This window comes from Buchnera aphidicola (Aphis nasturtii) (genome assembly GCF_005083345.1).
Classification (GTDB): domain Bacteria; phylum Pseudomonadota; class Gammaproteobacteria; order Enterobacterales; family Enterobacteriaceae; genus Buchnera; species Buchnera aphidicola_R.
In genome coordinates this window covers 297,755-318,155 of record NZ_CP034888.1, presented here as the reverse complement: position 1 = coordinate 318,155, position 20,401 = coordinate 297,755, and the positions used below count along the sequence as shown (strand labels likewise).

16 protein-coding genes and 1 pseudogene are annotated in these 20,401 nt (G+C 24.4%); 9 read left to right on the top strand and 8 right to left on the bottom strand.

Annotated features, from left to right (window positions below; translation table 11 throughout):
* Positions 1 to 5 precede the first annotated feature (5 nt).
* Positions 6 to 1,010 (top strand): 6-phosphogluconolactonase, encoded by a 1,005-nt coding sequence (gene pgl / locus D9V63_RS01485; protein WP_158368739.1) that lies wholly within the window; start codon positions 6 to 8, stop codon positions 1,008 to 1,010.
* A gap of 7 nt (positions 1,011 to 1,017) precedes the next feature.
* On the opposite strand, the gene bioA is transcribed toward pgl, so the two are convergent.
* The gene (gene bioA, locus D9V63_RS01480; protein ID WP_158368737.1) at positions 1,018 to 2,304 is read right to left on the bottom strand and encodes an adenosylmethionine--8-amino-7-oxononanoate transaminase; all 1,287 of its coding nucleotides are present in this window, start codon (positions 2,302 to 2,304) and stop codon (positions 1,018 to 1,020) included.
* A gap of 79 nt (positions 2,305 to 2,383) precedes the next feature.
* Here bioA and bioB point away from each other — a divergent pair, with 79 nt between their 5' ends.
* Both bioB and bioD read left to right on the top strand, forming a co-directional pair.
* The gene (gene bioB / locus D9V63_RS01475) at positions 2,384 to 3,406 is read left to right on the top strand and encodes a biotin synthase BioB (protein WP_158368735.1); all 1,023 of its coding nucleotides are present in this window, start codon (positions 2,384 to 2,386) and stop codon (positions 3,404 to 3,406) included.
* Positions 3,407 to 3,605: 199 nt separating this feature from the next.
* Positions 3,606 to 4,310 carry a dethiobiotin synthase gene (gene bioD, locus D9V63_RS01470; RefSeq protein WP_158368733.1) on the top strand — a complete coding sequence of 235 codons (705 nt, stop codon included), beginning with the start codon at positions 3,606 to 3,608 and terminating at the stop codon, positions 4,308 to 4,310.
* A gap of 59 nt (positions 4,311 to 4,369) precedes the next feature.
* Here the strand turns inward: bioD and glyA are convergent, their stop codons facing one another.
* From glyA to rlmN, 4 genes are all read right to left on the bottom strand, one after another.
* Positions 4,370 to 5,623, bottom strand: coding sequence for a serine hydroxymethyltransferase (gene glyA, locus D9V63_RS01465; protein WP_158368731.1), 1,254 nt, complete (start codon positions 5,621 to 5,623; stop codon positions 4,370 to 4,372).
* 56 nt (positions 5,624 to 5,679) lie between these two features.
* On the bottom strand, positions 5,680 to 6,957 hold the full coding sequence (hisS, locus tag D9V63_RS01460) for a histidine--tRNA ligase (RefSeq protein WP_158368729.1): 1,278 nt from the start codon (positions 6,955 to 6,957) through the stop codon (positions 5,680 to 5,682).
* A gap of 43 nt (positions 6,958 to 7,000) precedes the next feature.
* Positions 7,001 to 8,113 carry a flavodoxin-dependent (E)-4-hydroxy-3-methylbut-2-enyl-diphosphate synthase gene (gene ispG, locus D9V63_RS01455; RefSeq protein WP_158368727.1) on the bottom strand — a complete coding sequence of 371 codons (1,113 nt, stop codon included), beginning with the start codon at positions 8,111 to 8,113 and terminating at the stop codon, positions 7,001 to 7,003.
* A 105-nt stretch (positions 8,114 to 8,218) separates the two neighbouring features.
* Positions 8,219 to 9,301 (bottom strand): 23S rRNA (adenine(2503)-C(2))-methyltransferase RlmN, encoded by a 1,083-nt coding sequence (gene rlmN, locus D9V63_RS01450; protein WP_158368726.1) that lies wholly within the window; start codon positions 9,299 to 9,301, stop codon positions 8,219 to 8,221.
* A gap of 208 nt (positions 9,302 to 9,509) precedes the next feature.
* Between rlmN and D9V63_RS01445 the strand changes: the two genes are divergently transcribed.
* Positions 9,510 to 10,301: an inositol monophosphatase family protein gene (locus D9V63_RS01445; protein ID WP_158368724.1), complete on the top strand. Its 792-nt coding sequence runs from the start codon at positions 9,510 to 9,512 to the stop codon at positions 10,299 to 10,301.
* A gap of 10 nt (positions 10,302 to 10,311) precedes the next feature.
* Here the strand turns inward: D9V63_RS01445 and topA are convergent, their stop codons facing one another.
* The 3 genes and pseudogenes from topA to D9V63_RS01430 all read right to left on the bottom strand — a co-directional run bounded on the left by topA (position 10,312) and on the right by D9V63_RS01430 (position 14,929).
* Positions 10,312 to 12,879 carry a type I DNA topoisomerase gene (gene topA, locus D9V63_RS01440; protein WP_158368723.1) on the bottom strand — a complete coding sequence of 856 codons (2,568 nt, stop codon included), beginning with the start codon at positions 12,877 to 12,879 and terminating at the stop codon, positions 10,312 to 10,314.
* Between the two features lie 417 nt (positions 12,880 to 13,296).
* Positions 13,297 to 14,031 (bottom strand): pseudouridine synthase, encoded by a 735-nt coding sequence (locus D9V63_RS01435; protein WP_158368721.1) that lies wholly within the window; start codon positions 14,029 to 14,031, stop codon positions 13,297 to 13,299.
* A pseudogene (locus D9V63_RS01430) lies at positions 14,028 to 14,929 on the bottom strand (DMT family transporter). The gene D9V63_RS01435 and the pseudogene D9V63_RS01430 overlap by 4 nt, the downstream one beginning before the upstream one ends.
* A gap of 207 nt (positions 14,930 to 15,136) precedes the next feature.
* Between D9V63_RS01430 and trpD the strand changes: the two are divergent.
* From trpD to D9V63_RS01405, 5 genes are all read left to right on the top strand, one after another.
* On the top strand, positions 15,137 to 16,168 hold the full coding sequence (gene trpD, locus D9V63_RS01425; RefSeq protein WP_158368720.1) for an anthranilate phosphoribosyltransferase: 1,032 nt from the start codon (positions 15,137 to 15,139) through the stop codon (positions 16,166 to 16,168).
* Entirely contained in the window at positions 16,146 to 17,501 is a 1,356-nt protein-coding gene (trpCF, locus tag D9V63_RS01420; protein ID WP_158368718.1) for a bifunctional indole-3-glycerol-phosphate synthase TrpC/phosphoribosylanthranilate isomerase TrpF, read from the top strand. Before trpD ends, trpCF begins: the two co-directional genes overlap by 23 nt.
* A gap of 38 nt (positions 17,502 to 17,539) precedes the next feature.
* Positions 17,540 to 18,727, top strand: a complete 1,188-nt coding sequence (trpB, locus tag D9V63_RS01415; RefSeq protein WP_158368716.1) for a tryptophan synthase subunit beta — start codon at positions 17,540 to 17,542, stop codon at positions 18,725 to 18,727.
* A complete protein-coding gene (trpA, locus tag D9V63_RS01410) occupies positions 18,724 to 19,527 on the top strand; it encodes a tryptophan synthase subunit alpha (RefSeq protein WP_158368714.1) in 804 nt (267 codons plus the stop codon). The genes trpB and trpA overlap by 4 nt, the downstream gene beginning before the upstream one ends.
* 119 nt (positions 19,528 to 19,646) lie before the next feature.
* Positions 19,647 to 20,390, top strand: coding sequence for a YciC family protein (locus D9V63_RS01405; RefSeq protein WP_158368713.1), 744 nt, complete (start codon positions 19,647 to 19,649; stop codon positions 20,388 to 20,390).
* Positions 20,391 to 20,401: the final 11 nt, after the last annotated feature.

The following is a 20,401-nucleotide window of genomic DNA, read 5'->3' as shown; positions in this document are numbered from 1 at the left end:
AATATATGAAACAAATTGTTTATATTGCTAATGCAAAAGGTCAAACTATAGAAGCATGGAATTTATATTCTAATGGCCATATGGAATTAATTCAAACAGTTCATACTAATGGTCAAGTGCAACCAATCAATTACATTAAAGATAAAAATTTATTATATGCTGGTGTTCGACCTGAAAATCGTATATTTGTATACACTATCAAAAATAATGGTCATTTAGAAAAAAAAAGTGAAAGTTATATTCCAGGGAGCCCTAACTATATTTCTTTTAGTTCTGATAAAAATTTTTTGTTTTGTAGTTCATACCATACTAATTCCCTGAGTGTTATACCATTGAGTAAAAATGGTACACCTAAAGATCCAATTCAAATTATTTACAATATTAAAGGATGTCATGCAGCGTTATTAAATATAAAATATAATATATTATTTGTAACAGCGTTAAAAGACAACTGCATCTATTTATATTATTTAACAAAAAATGGTATATTAAAAAATACAGAACAAAAATTGATTCAAACTCAATTGAATTCAGGACCGCGTCATGTTACATTTCATCCTAACGAAGATTTCGTGTATACTATAAATGAATTAAATGGCACTATAGATGTCTGGAAAATATATATACAAAACAACATACCCCAATTAAAAAATATACAAAATATCTCGATAGTAAAAAATCATATTATTTCCAATAAATATTGGTCCGCTGACATTCACTTAACATCATGCGGTAATTTTTTATATATCTCTGATAGAATATTAAATAGCCTTTCACTTTTTCATATTAATAAAAATGATGGAAAAATTTCTTTTATCAGTGTTTACGTGACAGAACAACAACCCCGGGCATTTTGTATTGACATTCATAATAAATATATAATTGTCGCAGGTCAAAAATCTAATAAGTTTACTGTGCATAGCATTAATAAAAAAACAGGATGTTTAAAGACATTGCATACATATTCTACAGGAGAAGAACCAATATGGACACTAATCTGTACAATTTAAAATATTTTTAAATAAATAAAACATTTTCATTTAAAGATTTTTTAATAACATTAACAAGTTTTTTTAAATTATTCATGCTAATAATATAAGGTGGAACAATATAAATTAATTGTTTAAAAGGTCTTATCCAAACGCCATTTTTTACAAAAAAATTTTGTATTAATTCTAAATTCACATGTTGTTTACATTCAACTACACCTATAGCACCTAAAACACGAACATCAATAACTCTTGGATGATCAATTAAAGGTGATAAACTATTTAATAGCTCTTTTTCAATATTAATAACTTGTTTTTTCCATTCGTTTTTTTCTAATATTTTTATATTAGCATGAGCTGCAGAACATGCTAATGGATTTCCCATATAAGTTGGCCCATGCATAAAACAACCAACATCACTCTTGCTAATAGTATTAGCGATCTTACGTGAAGTTAAAGTTGCAGCTAGTGTTAATGTTCCACCAGTCATAGCTTTTCCTAGACACAATATATCAGGAACGACATTAGCGTGTTGAAAAGCAAAAAATTTTCCAGTGCGACCAAACCCTGTGGCAATTTCGTCAAAAACTAACGGGATTGAATAATATTTGCATAATTCTTCAACTTTTTTGAGAAATATAGGATGATAAAATTTCATCCCACCTACACCTTGTACTATTGGTTCTAATATTACACCAGCTATATTGAATTGATTTTCTTCTATTATTGTTTGAAACGATATAATGTCATTAGAGTTCCATTCTTGATTAAAATTAGAAACAGGAGCATGCGCAAATAAATGTTTTGGTAAAAATTTTTTATATATGTGATGTATAGAATTATCAGGATCAGAAATAGACATAGCACCAAAGGTATCGCCATGATAAGAATTCCGAATAGTTAATATTTTTGTTCTGTTTTGTCCTAAAGATTCCCAATATTGCATTAACATTTTTATTGCTACTTCAATAGATATGGATCCAGAATCTGAAAGAAAGATACAATCTAATTTTTTTGGAGTTAATTTAATTAATTTTCTACAAAGTAGAATAGCCGAAGGATGTGTTATCCCTCCAAACATAACATGAGATATCTTTTTTATTTGTTTCTTTAAAGATTTGTTTAATATAGGATGATTATATCCATGTATAGCAGACCACCATGAAGACATTCCATCTATTATATTCTTTCCATTTTTTAGTTTTAAATATACTCCCTTAGCTGATATAACAGAATAACAAGGAAGTGGATTTATAATAGAAGAATATGGATGCCAAATATGTTTATAATCAAACAATATATCAGATTGACTCATTATGATTTATGTATAAAAATATTGAATACCTTATTATAAGCATTTAATTTAAAAAATCATATTTTTTTTTGGAGATTATATGAAACAAAAATGGACTCTAAAAGAGACAAAATTATTATTTGATAAGCCTTTTTTTGATCTTGTTTTTGAAGCTCAAAAAAAACATCGTGAGAATTTTAATCCTAATAAAATACAAATTAGTACATTATTATCTATCAAAACCGGTTCATGTCCAGAGGACTGTAAATATTGTCCACAAAGTGCTAGATATAAAACAGGATTAAAAAAACAACCATTGTTAGAATTAAAACAGATTTTAAAATCTGCAAAACATGCTAAAGCTTCAGGTTCTACTCGTTTTTGTATGGGTGCAGCGTGGAAAAATCCTAATGAAAAAGATATGCCATATTTAGAAAAAATAATTAAAGAAATAAAGAAGATGGGTATGGAAACCTGTATGACCTTAGGAACAATTAACAATGCTCAAGCAAAAAGATTGTCAAACGCAGGATTAGATTTTTATAATCATAATTTAGATACATCTGAAAATTTTTATAAACATGTTATTACTACAAGAACGTATAAAGAACGTTTAACAACCTTAAAAGTAGTACGTGATGCTGGAATGAAAGTTTGTTCTGGAGGAATTATTGGTCTTGGAGAAAAAATACAAGATCGAATGGAATTACTCATGCAATTATCTAACTTATCTGTACAACCTGAAAGTGTTCCAATTAATATGTTAGTTAAAATATCAGGAACTCCAATGGAAAATAATTTAGATGTAGATCCATTTGATTTTATTAGAGTTATAGCAGCTACTCGTATAATGTTACCTCAATCTTATATTCGATTATCAGCAGGTCGAAAAGAAATGAATGATCAAACACAAGCTATGTGTTTTATGGTTGGAGCAAATTCTATTTTTTATGGATGTAAATTATTGACTTCTAATAATCCTGAAGAAGAAAGTGATGTAAAACTTTTTAATAAATTAAATTTACATCCTGAGTATAAAAAAGAACGTTTAGTAAAAGAAAAAGATTTTAATTTAACAACTCTAAAATTAAATCAAGAAAAATATTATAATGCTGGAATTTAACTGTAAAAATTTTTATTTTTTGAATTTTAAATAAAAATTATTCATTAAGTAACCGACCATGATATTCTTGTATTGATTATTCAAATACATAGAATAAACTGGTTTGAGTTACGTCAAATTTGAATTTATAAATTTTGTATATTTTAAAAATTAGTTATTTTAAAATATATTATCTCTTAATAGATATAAATAATTAATTATGATAAAAAAATTTTTTATTACCGGAACTGATACAAATATCGGGAAAAGCACTATCAGTGGAATTTTATTGAAAAAAGCGAGTAATTTTGGTTATATAACAGCAGGTTATAAACCAATATCTTCTGGAGTAAAAAAGCATAAACATATAACTTCTGATATCAATAAAAAAAAATATCAATTTATTAATGAAGATACTTGTATTTTACAAAAAAACAGTTCTATTTATTTAACTGATAAAGAAATTAATCCAATTTCATTTTTTGAAAATGCTCCACCTAATATATTAAGTCTTATAAATAAAAAAAACATAGAAAAAAAACATTTATCTTTAGGTTTAAAAAAACTTGCTTTGAAATCTAATTGGATTTTAATTGAAGGCGCTGGTGGATGGTATACACCTATATCAAATCAATATACGTTTTCAGATTGGGTTCAAGAAGAAAAATTAAAAGTGATTTTAATTGTAGGAATAAAATTAGGATGTATGAATCATGCGATTTTAACTGAAAAATCTATTTTTTCAGACAATTTAATATGCATAGGATGGATTGCAAATAACATTTTTCCAGAAAATAAATATACCGCATATTATATCCAAACTTTGTTAAGTTATATTAAATCGCCATTGTTAGGGATAGTGCCTTATTTAAAAAATATAAATGAAATAGATGTTAATAAAATTAACATTAAATTACCTGAATAAAATATATTTTTAGCAAAATTAATATTATATTTAACAAAGATGGATATATTGATAAAAATTTAAATATAAACAGGGTATTTAGAACACATTTCTAATACTTGATTTTTGATTTTTAAAATTTTTCTTGTATTTTGAATGTCATTTAAAATATTTGTAATCCATAATCCAACTTGTGAAACTTCTGATTCTTTAAAACCTCTTCTTGTGACCGCAGGTGTTCCAATACGTATACCTGAAGTAATAAAAGGACTTTTGATATCATTAGGAATAGTATTTTTATTGACAGTAATATTAGCCTTACCTAATGCAAGATCAGCATCTTTACCTGTAATTTTTTTATTTGTTAGATTTATTAAAAATAAATGATTAAAAGTATTTCCTGAAATGATTTCATATCCTTCTTTTAAAAATGTTTGAACCATAATTTTAGAATTTTTTAAAATTTGTTTTTGATATTTTTTAAAATTTGGTTCTAAAGCTTCTTTAAAAGCAATTGCTTTTCCTGCAATTACATGCATGAGTGGACCGCCCTGACCACCTGGAAAAACAGATAAATTTAATCGATTATAAAATGCATTATTTCCGTTTTTAGCAAGAATAATTCCTCCTCGAGGTCCTGCTAGTGTTTTATGTGTAGTACTCGTAACAACATGTGCATAATCTATTGGGTTTGGATAAAGTTGTGTAGCAACTAAGCCAGCAACATGAGATATATCGACAACTAAATAAGCATTAAATTCATCTGCAATATTACGCATTTTTGACCAATCGCATATACCAGAGTATGCAGAAAAACCACCAATAATCATTTTAGGTCGATGTGTTTTTGCTAATTCATATATTTCTTTATAATTAATCTCTCCGTTATGATCTACCCCATATGCAATAGCGTTATATAATTTTCCTGAAAAATTTACGGAAGAACCATGTGTTAGATGACCTCCGTGAGATAAATTCAGTCCTAAAATTATATCTCCAGGTTTTAAAAGCGCCATATACACTGCAAAATTTGCTTGAGAACCTGAATGAGGTTGTACATTTGCATAATCAGCGCCAAATAACTTTTTTGCTCGATCAATAGCTAATTGTTCTATAACATCTACATGTTCGCAACCACCATAATATCGCTTCCCTGGATAACCTTCTGCGTATTTATTAGTTAATTGAGACCCTTGAGCATGCATTACATAAGTACTGGCATAATTTTCTGATGCAATTAATTCTATATGATTTTCTTGTCTTTCTTGCTCTTTTAACATAGCTATTGATAATTCTGGATCATATTTTTCGAATTCTATCTGTTTATTGAACATTGTTTTCCTATAATTAAAATTAAATAAATTTTTAAGCAATTAATTATCTTTAAAAACTATTTGCTAAAAATACTATTAATTTTTAGCATTAATTCACTTTTAAAAAGATAAAATTCTTTTTTTGTTTCTAGTTCTTTTGTCAAATAATATTTTTTTTCAATTTCATTTGGACCTATTAAAATAGCAATGCGAGATAATGATTCAACAGCGTGTTTGATTTTTTTTACAAGACTACAATTTGAAAAACTTACAAATATTTTCAGTTTAGGATATATATCTCTTATTTCTTCTGATAAATTAATAGCATGAATTTTATTTTCTTCTCCTATAAAAATAATATAAATATTAATTTTTTCTATTTTTTTAGAAAAAATATTTAATGATTTTATCAATAAAATTAAACGTTCAATGCCTATAGCAAATCCTATTGCTGATTTTTTTATACCTCCTAATTCTTGAACTAAAGAATTATATCTACCACCCGCACAAATAGTGTTTTGAGCTCCGATTAAATCGCTTTTCCATTCAAATACTGTATCATTATAATAATCTAAACCTCTTATTAAATTAGGATTATATTTATATTCAATACTATATAAATTCATCATATGACATAAATTATCAAATCGATTTAATGATTTTTCATTAATAAAATTATTTAACAATGGAGCTTTTTTTAATATATTTTGAATATTTAAATTTTTAGAGTCTAAAATTCGGAATGGATTAGAATATAAACGCCTTTTAGATTCTTCGTCTAAAAAAGATTTATGTTTTTCAAGAAATAAAACTAGTTCTTTTTGATATTTAATTCGATCTAATTGTAAACCAATTGAATTGATTTCTAATGTTAAGTAACAATTAATACCTAAAATTTTCCATAAACGATTTGTTAATAGAATTACTTCTAAATCAATATCTATTGAGCTTAATCCAAAAATTTCTGCACCTAGTTGATAAAATTGACGATAACGTCCTTTTTGAGGACGTTCATATCTGAACATCGGTCCTAAATACCAAAATTTTAATTTTTTTTTATGCAATAAATTGTTTTGTATTATAGCTCGAACACAACCGACAGTTCCTTCAGGTCTTAGAGTTAAACTGTTTCCTTTTTTATCATAAAATGAATACATTTCTTTTTCTATGATATCTGTAACGTTGCCAATCGCTCTTTGAAAAATCTCTGTTTTTTCTAATATAGGAAGCCTGATCTCTTCAAAAGAATAACTATTTAAAACCTGTTTAAATTTTTTTTCTAATTTATGCCAAATATCTAAATCCTCAGAAAAATAATCATGCATTCCTCTAATTGAATTAATTTGCTTATTCACTATGATCTCTTATGTATGAAGATACTTATAAATTGTTAATAAATTAATTATCATTTTCATTTTTTATTTTCATTTTTAATTCACTTGATTTTTTACGAATATAAGTTTCTAGTTCTTGAACTATATCTTTATTGTTTAGTTTATTTTTTTGACGTACACCATCTTTATATAATCCGCTTGTTTTATACCCCCCAGTTACTCCTAAGGTAGCCATTTTAGCTTCTCCTATTCCATTAACAACACATCCAATAATAGAAACATCCATAGCAGTGTCAATGTCTTCTAATTTTTTTTCTAATTCCTCTACTACTTTAATAACATCAAATTCTTGTCTCGAACAAGTAGGACACGCAATAAAATTAATTCCTCTAAACCTAATTCCTAAAACTTTTAAAATATCATAACCTACTTTTACTTCTTCAATGGGATGCGCTGCTAAAGAGACCCTTAAAGTATCTCCAATCCCATCTAACAATAAAGAAGCAATTCCAATGGACGACTTTACTGTACCGTTACGTAAACTACCGGATTCTGTTATCCCAATATGTATAGGTTGTGTAATTTTTTTTGCTAATATTTTATTGGCTTGTACTGCAGAAAAAACATTAGACGCTTTTACACTAACTTTAAATTGATTAAAATTTAAACTATCTAAATATTCTACATTTCTTATAGCAGATTCTACTAAAGCTTCTGGAAGAGGAGATTTATATTTTTTTAGTATATCATATTCTAGTGATCCAGAATTAATACCTATTCTGATTGGAATGTTATTATATTTAGCACAGCTTACTATTTCATTGATTTTTCTTTTTTGACCAATATTTCCAGGATTAATTCTTAAACAATCAGCTCCATATTTTATAGATTTTATAGCTAATCTATAATCAAAATGTATATCTGCTATTAACGGAATATTTATTTTTTTTTTAATTATTTTAAATGCTTCTGCTGCTTCTTCTGTTGGAATAGAAATTCTTATGATATCAACTCCTACTTTTTTTAATTGATTAATTTGATCAATTGTTTTTTGAATATCTGTTGTTTTTGTATTTGTCATGGATTGTACAGAAATAGGTGCGTTATTTCCGATAGGTACATTTCCTACATAAATACGATCAGATTTTCTTCTATCAATAGTTTTATATTTATTCATGTTATTATATATACGTTGTTAAGATTAGAATAAATAAGTAATTTTAAATTTTTAATTATATTAATCTTAAAGTAAATGAAACTAATATATAATATTGTTAAAAATTTATAAATGATTTTTGCTACGATTAATTACATTTCCTGTTAATTGACCGCAAGCAGCGTGAATATCTTTTCCCCTATTTTTACGAATTGTTGTATTAAATCCTTTTTTTCTTAAAATGTTTGCAAAAACGTTAATTGTATTTCTATTACTAGATACAAAGTTTGAATTTTTGAAAGAATTCCAAGGAATAAGATTTATTTTACTAGGTATTTTTTTTAAAATGTAAGCTAATTCCTCAGCATTTTTAATAGAATCATTAATATCTTGCAGCATTACATATTCTATAGTAACTCCGTTTCGATTTGCATTAGAATGTTTTAAATATCGAGATACTGCAGTTAAAAGAGATTCAATATTATATTTTTTATTAATTGGCATAATAAGGTTTCTAATATGATTATTAGAAGCATGTAAAGAAATTGCTAAATTAATGTCAATTTTTTTACTTAATTTATCTAGTGCAGGTATAATTCCTGAAGTTGATAAAGTAATACGACGTTTAGATAATCCAAAACCATTTGTGTTTAAAATAATTTTTAATGCTGTAATAACGTTATTTAAATTTAACAATGGTTCACCCATTCCCATAAAGACTATGTTAGTTAATCTTGTACCTTTTAATTTTTTTTTAGCTTGTAAAATTTGAGAAATAATTTCAGATACTTTTAAATTTCTACTAAATCCTTGTTTGCCTGTAGCACAAAAATCACATTTTAAAGCGCAACCAATTTGTGATGAAATACAAAGAGTAGAACGTTTTTTTTCCGGTATATAAACTGTTTCTATTTTTTGATTATTTAAAGATGTAACCCATTTTATTGTTCCATCAGAAGATACTTTTTCTTCGGAAAAATTTGATATTTTTATATAAGAATTTTGACTTAATTTTTTTCTAATATTTTTACTAATATTTGACATTTTATCAAAATCATAACAATTATGATTATAAATCCATGTCATAATTTGTTCAGTAGTAAAATTTTTTGCCCCAATAGATGTTAAAAATAATTGAATTTTTTTAAAATCTAAATCTAATAAATTTACTTGAGAATTAAAAACGTTTAAATTAATGTTTGTATCCATCTACAATACCTTAATTAAAAAATAATAATTTTATCTATAAAATAAGTATAAAACTATGTTTAAAAAAATTTAATTAATAATTTAATTTTGGTGATATCAGTTCATTTAAAAGATTAAAAATATTAAATATATAGAAATTATGATACTATTATTTTATATGAAATATATTTTTAAAATAAACAAATTATTTTTAAATTAGGAGAATTTAATGCATCCCATGTTAAATATCGCAATTCGTGCAATTCGAAAAGGAGGGAATATTATTATACAAAATTATGATGCTCAAAAATTTATTAAAGACGATTATGAAAAAAAACAATACTTTATCAAGCAAGTAATGTATAAAACATATCAAGTGATTAGTGAAATTATTTACAAATATTATCCAAGTCATATTGTTATTAAAAAAAATACAAACTGTATATTAAATGATAAAAAAATTTTATGGATCATAAACGAATTAGATGGTAAAAAAAATTTTATTAAAAATTTTCCACATTTTTGTATATCAATAGCAGTGATAATAAAAAAAAATACGGAAATATCAGCAATATATGATCCGATAAAAAATGATTTGTTTACTTCTGTTAGAGGTCAAGGATCACAATTAAATGGATACCGTACCCGTTGTACCAATATAAAAACTTTAAATGACGTTATAATATCAACAAATTTGAAATGTAAAAAAATACAATCTAAATCATATTTAGAGATATATAAAGAATTAATTTTATCTGGTATTTCATTTAGATGTACTGGTTCAGTCTTGCTTGATCTAGCATATGTATCTTCTGGAAAAATAGATTGTTTAATTATTAATTATAATTTATTAAATTCTAATAATTTTATTGCAGGTCAGCTACAAGCAAGAGAATCTGGATGCTTAATAAGTAATCTTCAAGAAAAAAATATTGATTTTATTTTAAATTTAACTAGCAGTCCTAAATTTATTAAATTAATCGCTGAAAAAATACGTAAATACTATATATTAAAAATATAATTTTTTTTAGTTATGATTTCTTAGAAATAAACCATTGATTTTTAATAAAAAACGCTGACCAACCTGTAAATTTACCTTCTTTTTTAGAAGCAATATACTGTTTTTTGCTTAATTTATCAAAACAAATTATAGTTTTATTTCCTTTTTCATCTATTTTTGGAGCATCAGCTAAATAATGTAGTTTTGTAGGTAATAAATGTTTAAATTTAGCTAATTCTTCTACGAAAGGTGATCTAGTTTCTCTTGATTTAGGAAAAGTATGAGCAGCAAAAAAAATACCAGATATTCCTTCTCTTAAAACAAACCATGTATCCGACTTATCGCATAGTATATCTTTGAATGGAATAGGCTCTAATTTAGGTTCCGACACTTTACCATTAGATAAAATTTTTCTTGTATTTTTACATGCTTGATTAACACACATAAAAAACTTACCAAATTTTCCTGTTTTTAATAACATATGATTTTTACATTTTTCACAATATAATTTTTTAGATAAATAAACAGGGCTATCAAATTTTCCTTTTTCGATATAATAAACAATACACGTAGGACTGTTGCTACAAATATAAATTTTTAAATTTTTATTAATTAAATAATCATCCATTATAATATTGCATTTTTCACATTTTCTTTTTATTTCTTTTTTAGTAACATATTTTTTTTTTATGAAATTAAAATCATTTGATGAAATTAAATTGATAGTGTGTTTACAGCGATCTTTAGATTTTAAATTATATCCTGAACAACTCAAAAAAACACCTGTAATAGCATGTTTAATACCCATTTTTTTATTACAATTACAACAATTAATATCTGTCAAAATAATAGTGTTATTTTCCATTCCACCTTCTTCTGAAGGTTTTTTTGCTTGTTCAAATTGTTTTAAAAAATTTTTAAAAAATACATTGAGTACATTTTTCCAAAAAATTTTGTTATCAGAAATTTGATCGAGCTTTTTTTCCATACGTGCAGTAAAATCATAATCTACTAAATCAGTAAAATATTTTTTCAATTGAGTAATAAGAATTCTACCTATTTTTGTAGCATAAAGTTTTTTATTTTGAATTTTTAAATATCCTTTATCTTTTATTTTTGTTATGATACTTGCATAAGTAGAAGGTCTTCCAATGCCTTTTTTTTCTAATTCTCTAACCAATGATGCTTCATTAAATCTTGGAGATGGATTCGTAAAGGTTTGGATAGGTAAAATTTTTTTTAAAAATAACGCTTCACTTACTATAAGATCTTCGAATTGATTTTGAATTAAATTTAATTTTTTTTTGACTGTCGTCCAACCTGAAAAAATTGTTATATTTTCAGATGCGTGTAATATAAATTTATCTACTATTACTTTGATTATAATAGATTTATATTTTTCTGGTTTCATTTGGCAAGCTATAAATTGATTCCAAATTAGTTTATATAATTTAATAGCATCAGAATTAATTTTATCTTGATCAATAGTTGTTATTGTTATATCTGTAGGACGTATCGCTTCGTGAGCTTCTTGAGCATCTTTAGTATTTAAATATATATTAGGTATGTTAGGTAAGAAATGTGCGCCATAAAAATATTTTATATAATTTCTTGCTTTTTTAATTGCATAACTACTTAAAAAACAAGAATCAGTTCTCATATATGTTATGTATCCTTCTTCATATAACTTTTGTGCTAAAAACATAGTTTTTTTTACACTAAACCCTAAATGCAGACTAGATGCTTGTTGTAAAGTAGATGTGATAAAAGGAGCAGTTGGTTTTCTATATAAAATTTTATCTTTTCGATCGGTAATAAAAAAGGATTGATTTTTGAGTTTTTCAATCATTATATTAACTTGTTTTTTATTATTTAAAGTAAGTATTTTATTTTCATAATGTGTGACTTCCATCATAATATTTTTTTTTTTAGATGTAATTAAATTAATATTTAGTTTCCAATATTCTTTCGATACAAAGTTTTTTATTTCATCTTCTCGATCAACAACAATTCTTACAGCTACTGATTGAACTCTACCTGCAGATAAACCTCTGCAAATTTTTCCCCATAATAAAGGGGAAATCATATACCCTACAATTCGATCCATAAATCTACGAGCTTGCTGCGCATAAACTCGGTGCATATTAATTTGTCCAATATTTTGAAAAGCTTTTTTAATTGAATGTTGAGTTATTTCATTAAATACTACACGAATAAATTTAGAGGAATCTCCTCCAATTACTTCTTTTAAATGCCAAGCTATTGCTTCTCCTTCTCTATCTAAATCTGTGGCAAGATATATATAATCAACTGTATTTGCAATTTTTTTTAATTCCTCAATAATTTTTTCTTTACCAGGTAAAATATGATATTCAACATTCCAATTTTTATATGGATTAATCCCCATTTGCTGAATTAAAATTTTTTTTTCATAATATTCTGAAAAAGAATATTTAGAATTTTTTCTTTTTTTGGCTTGATTGCTTGACAAGTCTCGTACATGACCAATACTAGATTTAACTATATATTTATCGCCTAAATATTGATTTATAGTTTTTGCTTTAACTGGTGATTCAACTATAACTAGAGATTTATACATTTTTTAATCCAATAAATAATGTGAATATTATATAAGCATTATAATTAAAATTTTTACTATTTTATTTAAAAACATTTTTAATAATAAAATAAAAATATAAATTTTATTATTTTAGATAATTAAAATAACAGACAATTTATTTAATTTTTGAATTGAACAAATTACTTCATCTGTTTATTTTTAAAAAATTTTAGTTTTATTTGACTTAGTATTATATAATTTTAAAAAACATTTGTTAATAATTCATGATTCATTGAATTTTCAACAAATAAAATTTAAATAATTTAAAAAACATGTAATTTAATTTTTAATAAAATATTACAACTTAATATAATTATATTTTTATAAAAACTTACCATTAGGTTATAATAATTTTTATATTAATCTGATAAAACATTATTAATCAATTGAAATATATTACTTAGTTAAATTACATAAATTATTTATCAATGTATCATTTAACTTTTTCCATTGTCCTTCTTTTAAATTTTTTGGTAAAACAACATTACCGTATCGTACTCTAATCAATTTATTTACTTGGCATTTAATTGAATGAAAAATTAATCTAATTTCACGATTTTTACCTTCACATAAAACACCTTTAAACCATTTATTTTTGCTTTTATTTTTTGAAATTAACTGAATGTTTTTAAATGCAACATATCCATCTTTGATTTTAACTTTTTTCTTTAAACTGTTTATTTGATTTTTATTTATTTCACCAAAAACACGTATATAATATTCACGTTCAATTTGATTTCTTGGATGCATAAGTTTATTCGCTAATTCTCCATTATTTGTAAATAGTAATAATCCCTTTGTATTTATATCCAAACGTCCAATGCTAATCCATCTACCTAAGTTTAAAAAAGGTAAATTATTAAATACAGTTAATCGTTTTTTTGGATCATTTCTAGTGCAAATTTCACCTATAGGTTTGTTATAAATAATAATTTCTAATTTTTTGTTTTTCTTAAAGATTATTTTCTCTTTTTCAATAAAGACTTCTCCGGGATTGTCTTTATTTAAATATTGCCCAATAATTGCTTTTTCCCCATTTATAAATACATTTCCTTTTTTAATTATTGATTCTATATAACGACGTGAACCATATCCTAAGTTAGAAAGTATTTTTTGTATTTTTTCTGTCATTCAAAATACCTTTTAATTTTTTTAAAAAATTTTATTGGCACTAATGTTAACAATATTCCTATAAAAAGGGGTAAAATACACCATAATTCATAGAAATAAAATATTTTTTTATAAAAATAAATTTCTAAAATATAGGAAATTAAAGGAAAAATTAAAAAAATAGTAGAAGCATAAAACGAACTAACTTGTTTTTGTAAATAAAAATAAGATAAAATACCAAATACTCCTGAAAAATTTCCAAGATAAAAAATAGCTAAAATTGACTTATGAGAAAATAAATAAATATTAGGATTTTCTAAAAACCAAGAAATACCAGATAAAAATACTCCTGATATTAAAGATGGTAGTGCATTAAATGTGATAACCGAAATATTAGTGCATTTTCTTTTACATTCTATGTAAATTAATGCATGGCTAAAAAGTGCTAAAATTAAAGCTAAAATTCCCTTCCATTGGAAAAAACATTCTGATTCTAAATTAATTAATAAAATAATAAACAATGTAATTAAAGAAATAAATATACCAATTTTTTTAATTAAATTTATTTTTTTTTTAAAAAAAAAGAAGAAAGTATTAGCACAACAACTGGCATAACGGAAAAAATAACCGAAGAAATAGAAGAATTGACATATTTTCCTCCATATAACATTAATGTAAAAGGTATTGAAAAATAAAAAAAGGAAATAACAATTTGAAGATTTCTTTGACCATATGGAAATAAAAGAGGTGCTTTTTTAACGTAAGAAAGAATAATGAGTAAAGGAGAAGCAATTAAAAATCGCATTCCGGTCGCAAATAATGGAGGAATGGTTTCTACAGCAATTTTCATTGCTATCCAAGTAGTCCCCCAAGTAATAGAGACTAAGGAAAATAATAATAATATTATTATCTTGTTCATTTTAAATTTCCAATAATAAAATTATCATATATAACATATTACATTAATAGTCATATAATATATGAATAAAATTTTTTTAAATATAAATGATATTATAAATAAAGTTTTTTTAAATTTAAATTGAATTATTTAATTCAATCGATTATTGTGAAAAATTATAAAATAATAAAAACTTTAATTATAGATTAAAATTTTAAAAGGTTATCAATGCAAAATATATTTAAAAAACTTTATAAATTAGATTCTTTGAATCAAGAAGAAAGTTATATGTTATTTAAGTCTATTATTTCTGGAAAAATAAATGAAATACAATTATCATCTATTTTAACAGCTATGCATGTTCGACATGAATCAATAGAAGAAATATTAGGGGCAATTTTCGCTTGTTTGGAAACTATGCAGTTTTTTCCTCGACCTAATTATATTTTTTCTGATATAGTTGGTACAGGTGGAGATAATAAAAACACAATTAACATTTCAACTGCTAGTGCTTTTGTTGCATCTTACTGTGGATTCAAGATTATTAAACATTGTAATAAAGGTGTATCAAGTACATCCGGTTCATCCGATATTTTAAAAAAATTTAAAATTAATTTAAATCCATCTATACAAGACTCCTTAAAAACATTAGATAAATTAAATATTTGTTTTTTGTTTGCACCTAGATATCACGATGGTTTTCAATACGTCTCTAGTATTCGCAAAACTTTAAAAATTAAAACTATTTTTAATTTGTTAGGACCATTTTTAAATCCCTCTCGCCCTGTATTTACAGTAATAGGTGTTTATAAAAAAGATTTAATTAATCCTATGGTAAAAATTTTAAAAGAATTAAAATATCAACGAGGAATTGTCGTTCATGGTGATGGCACTGATGAAATTACACTAAATGGTGTTACATATATTTCAGAATTATTAAATAATAAAATTTATTCATATCAATTAGAAGCAAAAGATTTTGGTCTTAAAGCACATTCTAAACAAACATGTATAGTCAGTTCTCCGGAAGAAAGCTATGATATTATCAAACAAACTATGCAAGGTAAAGGGGATCAGTTACATGAAGAATTAATTGCTGTTAATGTTGCAATTTTATTAAAAATTTTTGGATATACAGACTTAAAAAAAAATACGAAAATGGTATTGAGTAAAATTCGTAGCGGCGAGATTTACAAACATATAATTAAAATTTCTAATATGTTAAAAGAAGACAAATATGGAAGAAACAATACTAAATAAAATTATAAGACACAAAATAGCTTGGATTAAAGATAGAAAAAAAAAAGAACCCTTCAAAGATATCAAAAAAAAAATTAATATAAAAACTCGAAATTTCTTACATGCATTAAAAGATAAAAATCCTTCTTTTATATTAGAATGTAAAAAATCATCTCCTTCTTTAGGGATTATTAAAAAAAATTTTAATCTCATTGAAATTTCTAATGTATATAAAAAATACGCTTCTGCAATTTCAGTATTAACAGACGAAAAATATTTTCATGGAAACTTAAAATTTATAAATATTGTAAAAAACAATGTTTCTCAACCAATTTTATGTAAAGATTTTTTTATTGATTCATATCAAGTCTATTTAGCTAGATATTATAATGCAGATGCTATATTACTTATGTTATCTATTTTAGATGATCATCAATATATTACATTGTCTAAAATAGCACAAAAACTTAATATGGGAATTTTAACCGAAGTTAATAATACAAAGGAATTAAATCGTGCGCTTGAATTAAATGCTTTAATCATCGGAATAAATAATCGTAATTTACATGATTTATCAATTGATTTAAATCGTACTAGAATTTTATCACCATTAATAAAAAACAGAATAATTATTAGCGAATCAGGAATAACTAAACACTCTCAAATAAAAGAACTTAGTCAAATAGTTAATGGTTTTTTAATTGGTTCCAGTTTAATGTCAAAGAAAAATTTAGAAATTAGTACTAAATCTTTAATTTTTGGTAATAATAAAATATGTGGTTTAACTCGTTCTATTGATGCTCAAATAAGTGAAAAATATGGTGCAATTTATGGAGGTTTAATTTTCGCAGAAAATTCACCTCGTAAGATTACAAAAAAAGCCGCAAAAGATATTATTTTTAATAGTCATTTAAGGTACGTAGGAATCTTCCAAAATCAAGATATTAAAACTATTGTAGAGATTTCTAATGAATTATGTTTACATGCTATACAATTGCATGGATACGAAAACCAAAAATATATTGATTTATTAAGACAAAAATTATCTAAAAACATTAAAATTTGGAAAGCATTTTCTATTCAATCAAAATTACCTTTACTTAACTGGAATTATATAAATAAATATGTATTTGATTCTTATTCTGGGGGAAGCAATACATCATTTAATTGGTCTATTTTAAAAAAATGTATATTAAACAATGTAATTTTAGCAGGAGGTATTAACATAGAAAATTGTAGTCTTGCATTAAGATTCAATTGTTATGGATTAGATTTAAATTCTGGAGTAGAAATATCTCCTGGTATTAAAGATCATAAAAAAATAAAATTAATTTTTCAGAAATTAAGATGTTAATAAATTATTTTTTGTAAAAATAAGAGGAAAAACCGTCAATGACTTTACTTAATCCTTATTTTGGGGAATTTGGAGGGATGTATGTTCCTCAAATATTGATTCCAGCTTTATATGAGTTAGAAAAAAATTTCGTTTCTGCAAAAAAAAATTTAAATTTTCAAAAAAAACTTTTATATCTTTTAAAAAACTACGCAGGAAGACCCACACCTTTAACTTTATGTGAAAACTTGACTCAAGGTACAAAAACACGTATTTACTTAAAAAGAGAAGATTTATTACATGGAGGAGCGCATAAAACTAATCAAGTATTAGGCCAAGCGATGTTAGCGACTCAGATGAATAAAAAAGAAATAATTGCTGAAACTGGTGCTGGACAACATGGTGTTGCAACTGCTATTGCTTGTGCATTACTCAATTTAAAATGCCGTATTTATATGGGATTTAAAGATATTGAACGCCAAAAACCAAATGTATTTCGTATGGAATTGATGGGTGCAGAAGTGATACCAGTTAAAACTGGCTCTGGTACTTTAAAAGATGCATGTAATGAAGCATTAAGAGACTGGTCTAGCAGTTATAAACATTCATATTATATGATAGGAACAGCCGCAGGTCCTCATCCATATCCAAGAATTGTTAAAGAATTTCAAAAAATTATCGGTGAAGAAACGAAGAAACAAATTTTAGAAAGAGAAAAAAAATTACCTAATTCTATTATCGCATGTGTTGGAGGAGGGTCGAATGCTATTGGTATATTTTCTGATTTTATAAACGAGAAAGTTAATTTAATTGGAGTAGAACCAGCTGGTCAAGGCATGGATACGGGTAAACATGGAGCACCATTAAATGCTGGTAGAACAGGCATTTATTTTGGAATGAAGTCTTATTTAATGCAAAACAAAGAAGGTCAAATTCAAAAATCTTGGTCAATTTCTGCAGGTTTAGATTTTCCTTCTGTAGGTCCTGAACATGCTTGGTTAAATAGTATTAATCGTGCTCAATATGTCTCAATTACTGATAAAGAAGCATTAGAAGCATTTAAAATTTTATCTAAAAAAGAAGGCATTATTCCAGCTTTAGAATCTTCTCATGCAATAGCTTATGCATTAAAAATAATGAATCTTAATCCTAGTAAAAATCAAACTTTAATTGTTAATCTTTCTGGTCGTGGAGATAAAGATATTTTTACAGTAAACAAAATTTTAAAAAATAGGAAAAAATTGTGAGTCGTTATAAAAAAATGTTTAAAAAAACAAATCTTCTTCAAAAAGGATGTTTTGTTCCATTTATAGTAATGGGAGATCCTTCTTTAGAAACTTCAATTAAAATTATAGAAACGCTAATTGAAAATGGATCAGATGCATTAGAATTAGGAATACCTTTTTCAGATCCATTAGCAGATGGGCCTATAATTCAAAAGTCAAATTTACGTGCTTTATCTAACAATTACAGTATTTCAAAATATTTTGAAGTTATTCAAATAGTACGTAAAAAATATTTTAACCTACCTATAGGTATATTATTATATGCTAATCTTATATATAGTCAGGGTATTAAAAGTTTTTATAAACAATGTTTAAAATATGATTTAGATTCTGTATTAATAGCAGACGTTCCTATTGAAGAATATAATATTTTTTATAAATATGCTAATAAATTTAATATTGACTCTATTTTTATATGCCCTCCTGATGCAGATAAAAAATTTTTAATCCAACTTTCTCTATATGCAAAAGGTTATATTTATTTGTTATCTCGTCCCGGTGTAACTGGAATTCAAAAAAATACAATTACACTTTCAAATACATTTGTAAAAAAAGTAAAAAAATATAATACTCTTCCATTGTTACAGGGATTTGGGATTAAAAATGCTATAGAAGTTAAAAAATCAATTTTATCCGGTACTAATGGTGTAATATGTGGTTCAGCAATTATAAATATTATTGAAAAAAATTTAAACAAAGAAAAAGAAATGATAAAAAAAATAAAAAATTTTAGTTTTAAATTAATACAAGCTACGAAATAATTTTAATAAATTTTTAAAAAATTTATTTTTTATGTTTTAAATTATTTTAAAGAATATATTAATCTAAAATAATATGTATTATCTTAAAATTTTATATAATATCTACAGAGGATATGCATATGTTTATTACAATACGTGAATTATATAATGATACATCTCACTTTGTATCTAAAGAAATCAAATCTATTTTTTTTATATCTATTATAACTACTTTTATAAGTATTATAATAAATATTTTAATTAAACCGGATATGCATATTATTTCTATAATAGAAAATAATAAGTTTATTAATTCTTATTCAGTTTTTGATTTTATAAACAATATGAGTGAATATGAAAAAAAAGAATTATTAAAATATTCAATATTTAAAATAATTGAATTTTTAACTAGTAAAACTTTTTTATTGGGAAGTATAATCACTTTAATTACATATTTATCTAATAACACAAAACAACGAATTACGCTTTCTTTAATGTTTTTTATTAAAATTTTGCCAAGTTTATTTATATTAAATTGTATTACTAATATTATTATACAAATAGGTTTTATGTTTTTTGTTCTTCCAGGTATATTTTTATCAATATTACTTGCTTTATCACCTATTATTTTATCATTTCAAAAAAATACTTTAATAGAATCTATACGTTTAAGTATTTCTATTTCTTGGAAATATATAAATATCATAAGCACAGGAGTATTATTTTGGATGTGTATGAAATTTATTTCAACAAAAGTTTTACTAAATCTTCATTTTATGAATAAAAATTTTATTTTTTTTATATTAAATGTCAATATAAATGTATTTTTTTCTATTTTAATAATATATTTGTTTAGGTTTTATATGTTGTTGTTACGTACTTAAAAATAAAAAAT

Bases quoted from the DNA above. Each gene is read 5' to 3' on its own strand.
- pgl (WP_158368739.1), top strand. From the start codon at position 6: ATGAAACAAATTGTTTATATTGCTAATGCAAAAGGTCAAACTATAGAA.
- bioA (WP_158368737.1), bottom strand. From the start codon at position 2,304: ATGAGTCAATCTGATATATTGTTTGATTATAAACATATTTGGCATCCA.
- bioB (WP_158368735.1), top strand. From the start codon at position 2,384: ATGAAACAAAAATGGACTCTAAAAGAGACAAAATTATTATTTGATAAG.
- bioD (WP_158368733.1), top strand. From the start codon at position 3,606: ATGATAAAAAAATTTTTTATTACCGGAACTGATACAAATATCGGGAAA.
- glyA (WP_158368731.1), bottom strand. From the start codon at position 5,623: ATGTTCAATAAACAGATAGAATTCGAAAAATATGATCCAGAATTATCA.
- ispG (WP_158368727.1), bottom strand. From the start codon at position 8,113: ATGAATAAATATAAAACTATTGATAGAAGAAAATCTGATCGTATTTAT.
- rlmN (WP_158368726.1), bottom strand. From the start codon at position 9,301: ATGGATACAAACATTAATTTAAACGTTTTTAATTCTCAAGTAAATTTA.
- D9V63_RS01445 (WP_158368724.1), top strand. From the start codon at position 9,510: ATGCATCCCATGTTAAATATCGCAATTCGTGCAATTCGAAAAGGAGGG.
- topA (WP_158368723.1), bottom strand. From the start codon at position 12,879: ATGTATAAATCTCTAGTTATAGTTGAATCACCAGTTAAAGCAAAAACT.
- D9V63_RS01435 (WP_158368721.1), bottom strand. From the start codon at position 14,031: ATGACAGAAAAAATACAAAAAATACTTTCTAACTTAGGATATGGTTCA.
- trpD (WP_158368720.1), top strand. From the start codon at position 15,137: ATGCAAAATATATTTAAAAAACTTTATAAATTAGATTCTTTGAATCAA.
- trpCF (WP_158368718.1), top strand. From the start codon at position 16,146: ATGGAAGAAACAATACTAAATAAAATTATAAGACACAAAATAGCTTGG.
- trpB (WP_158368716.1), top strand. From the start codon at position 17,540: ATGACTTTACTTAATCCTTATTTTGGGGAATTTGGAGGGATGTATGTT.
- D9V63_RS01405 (WP_158368713.1), top strand. From the start codon at position 19,647: ATGTTTATTACAATACGTGAATTATATAATGATACATCTCACTTTGTA.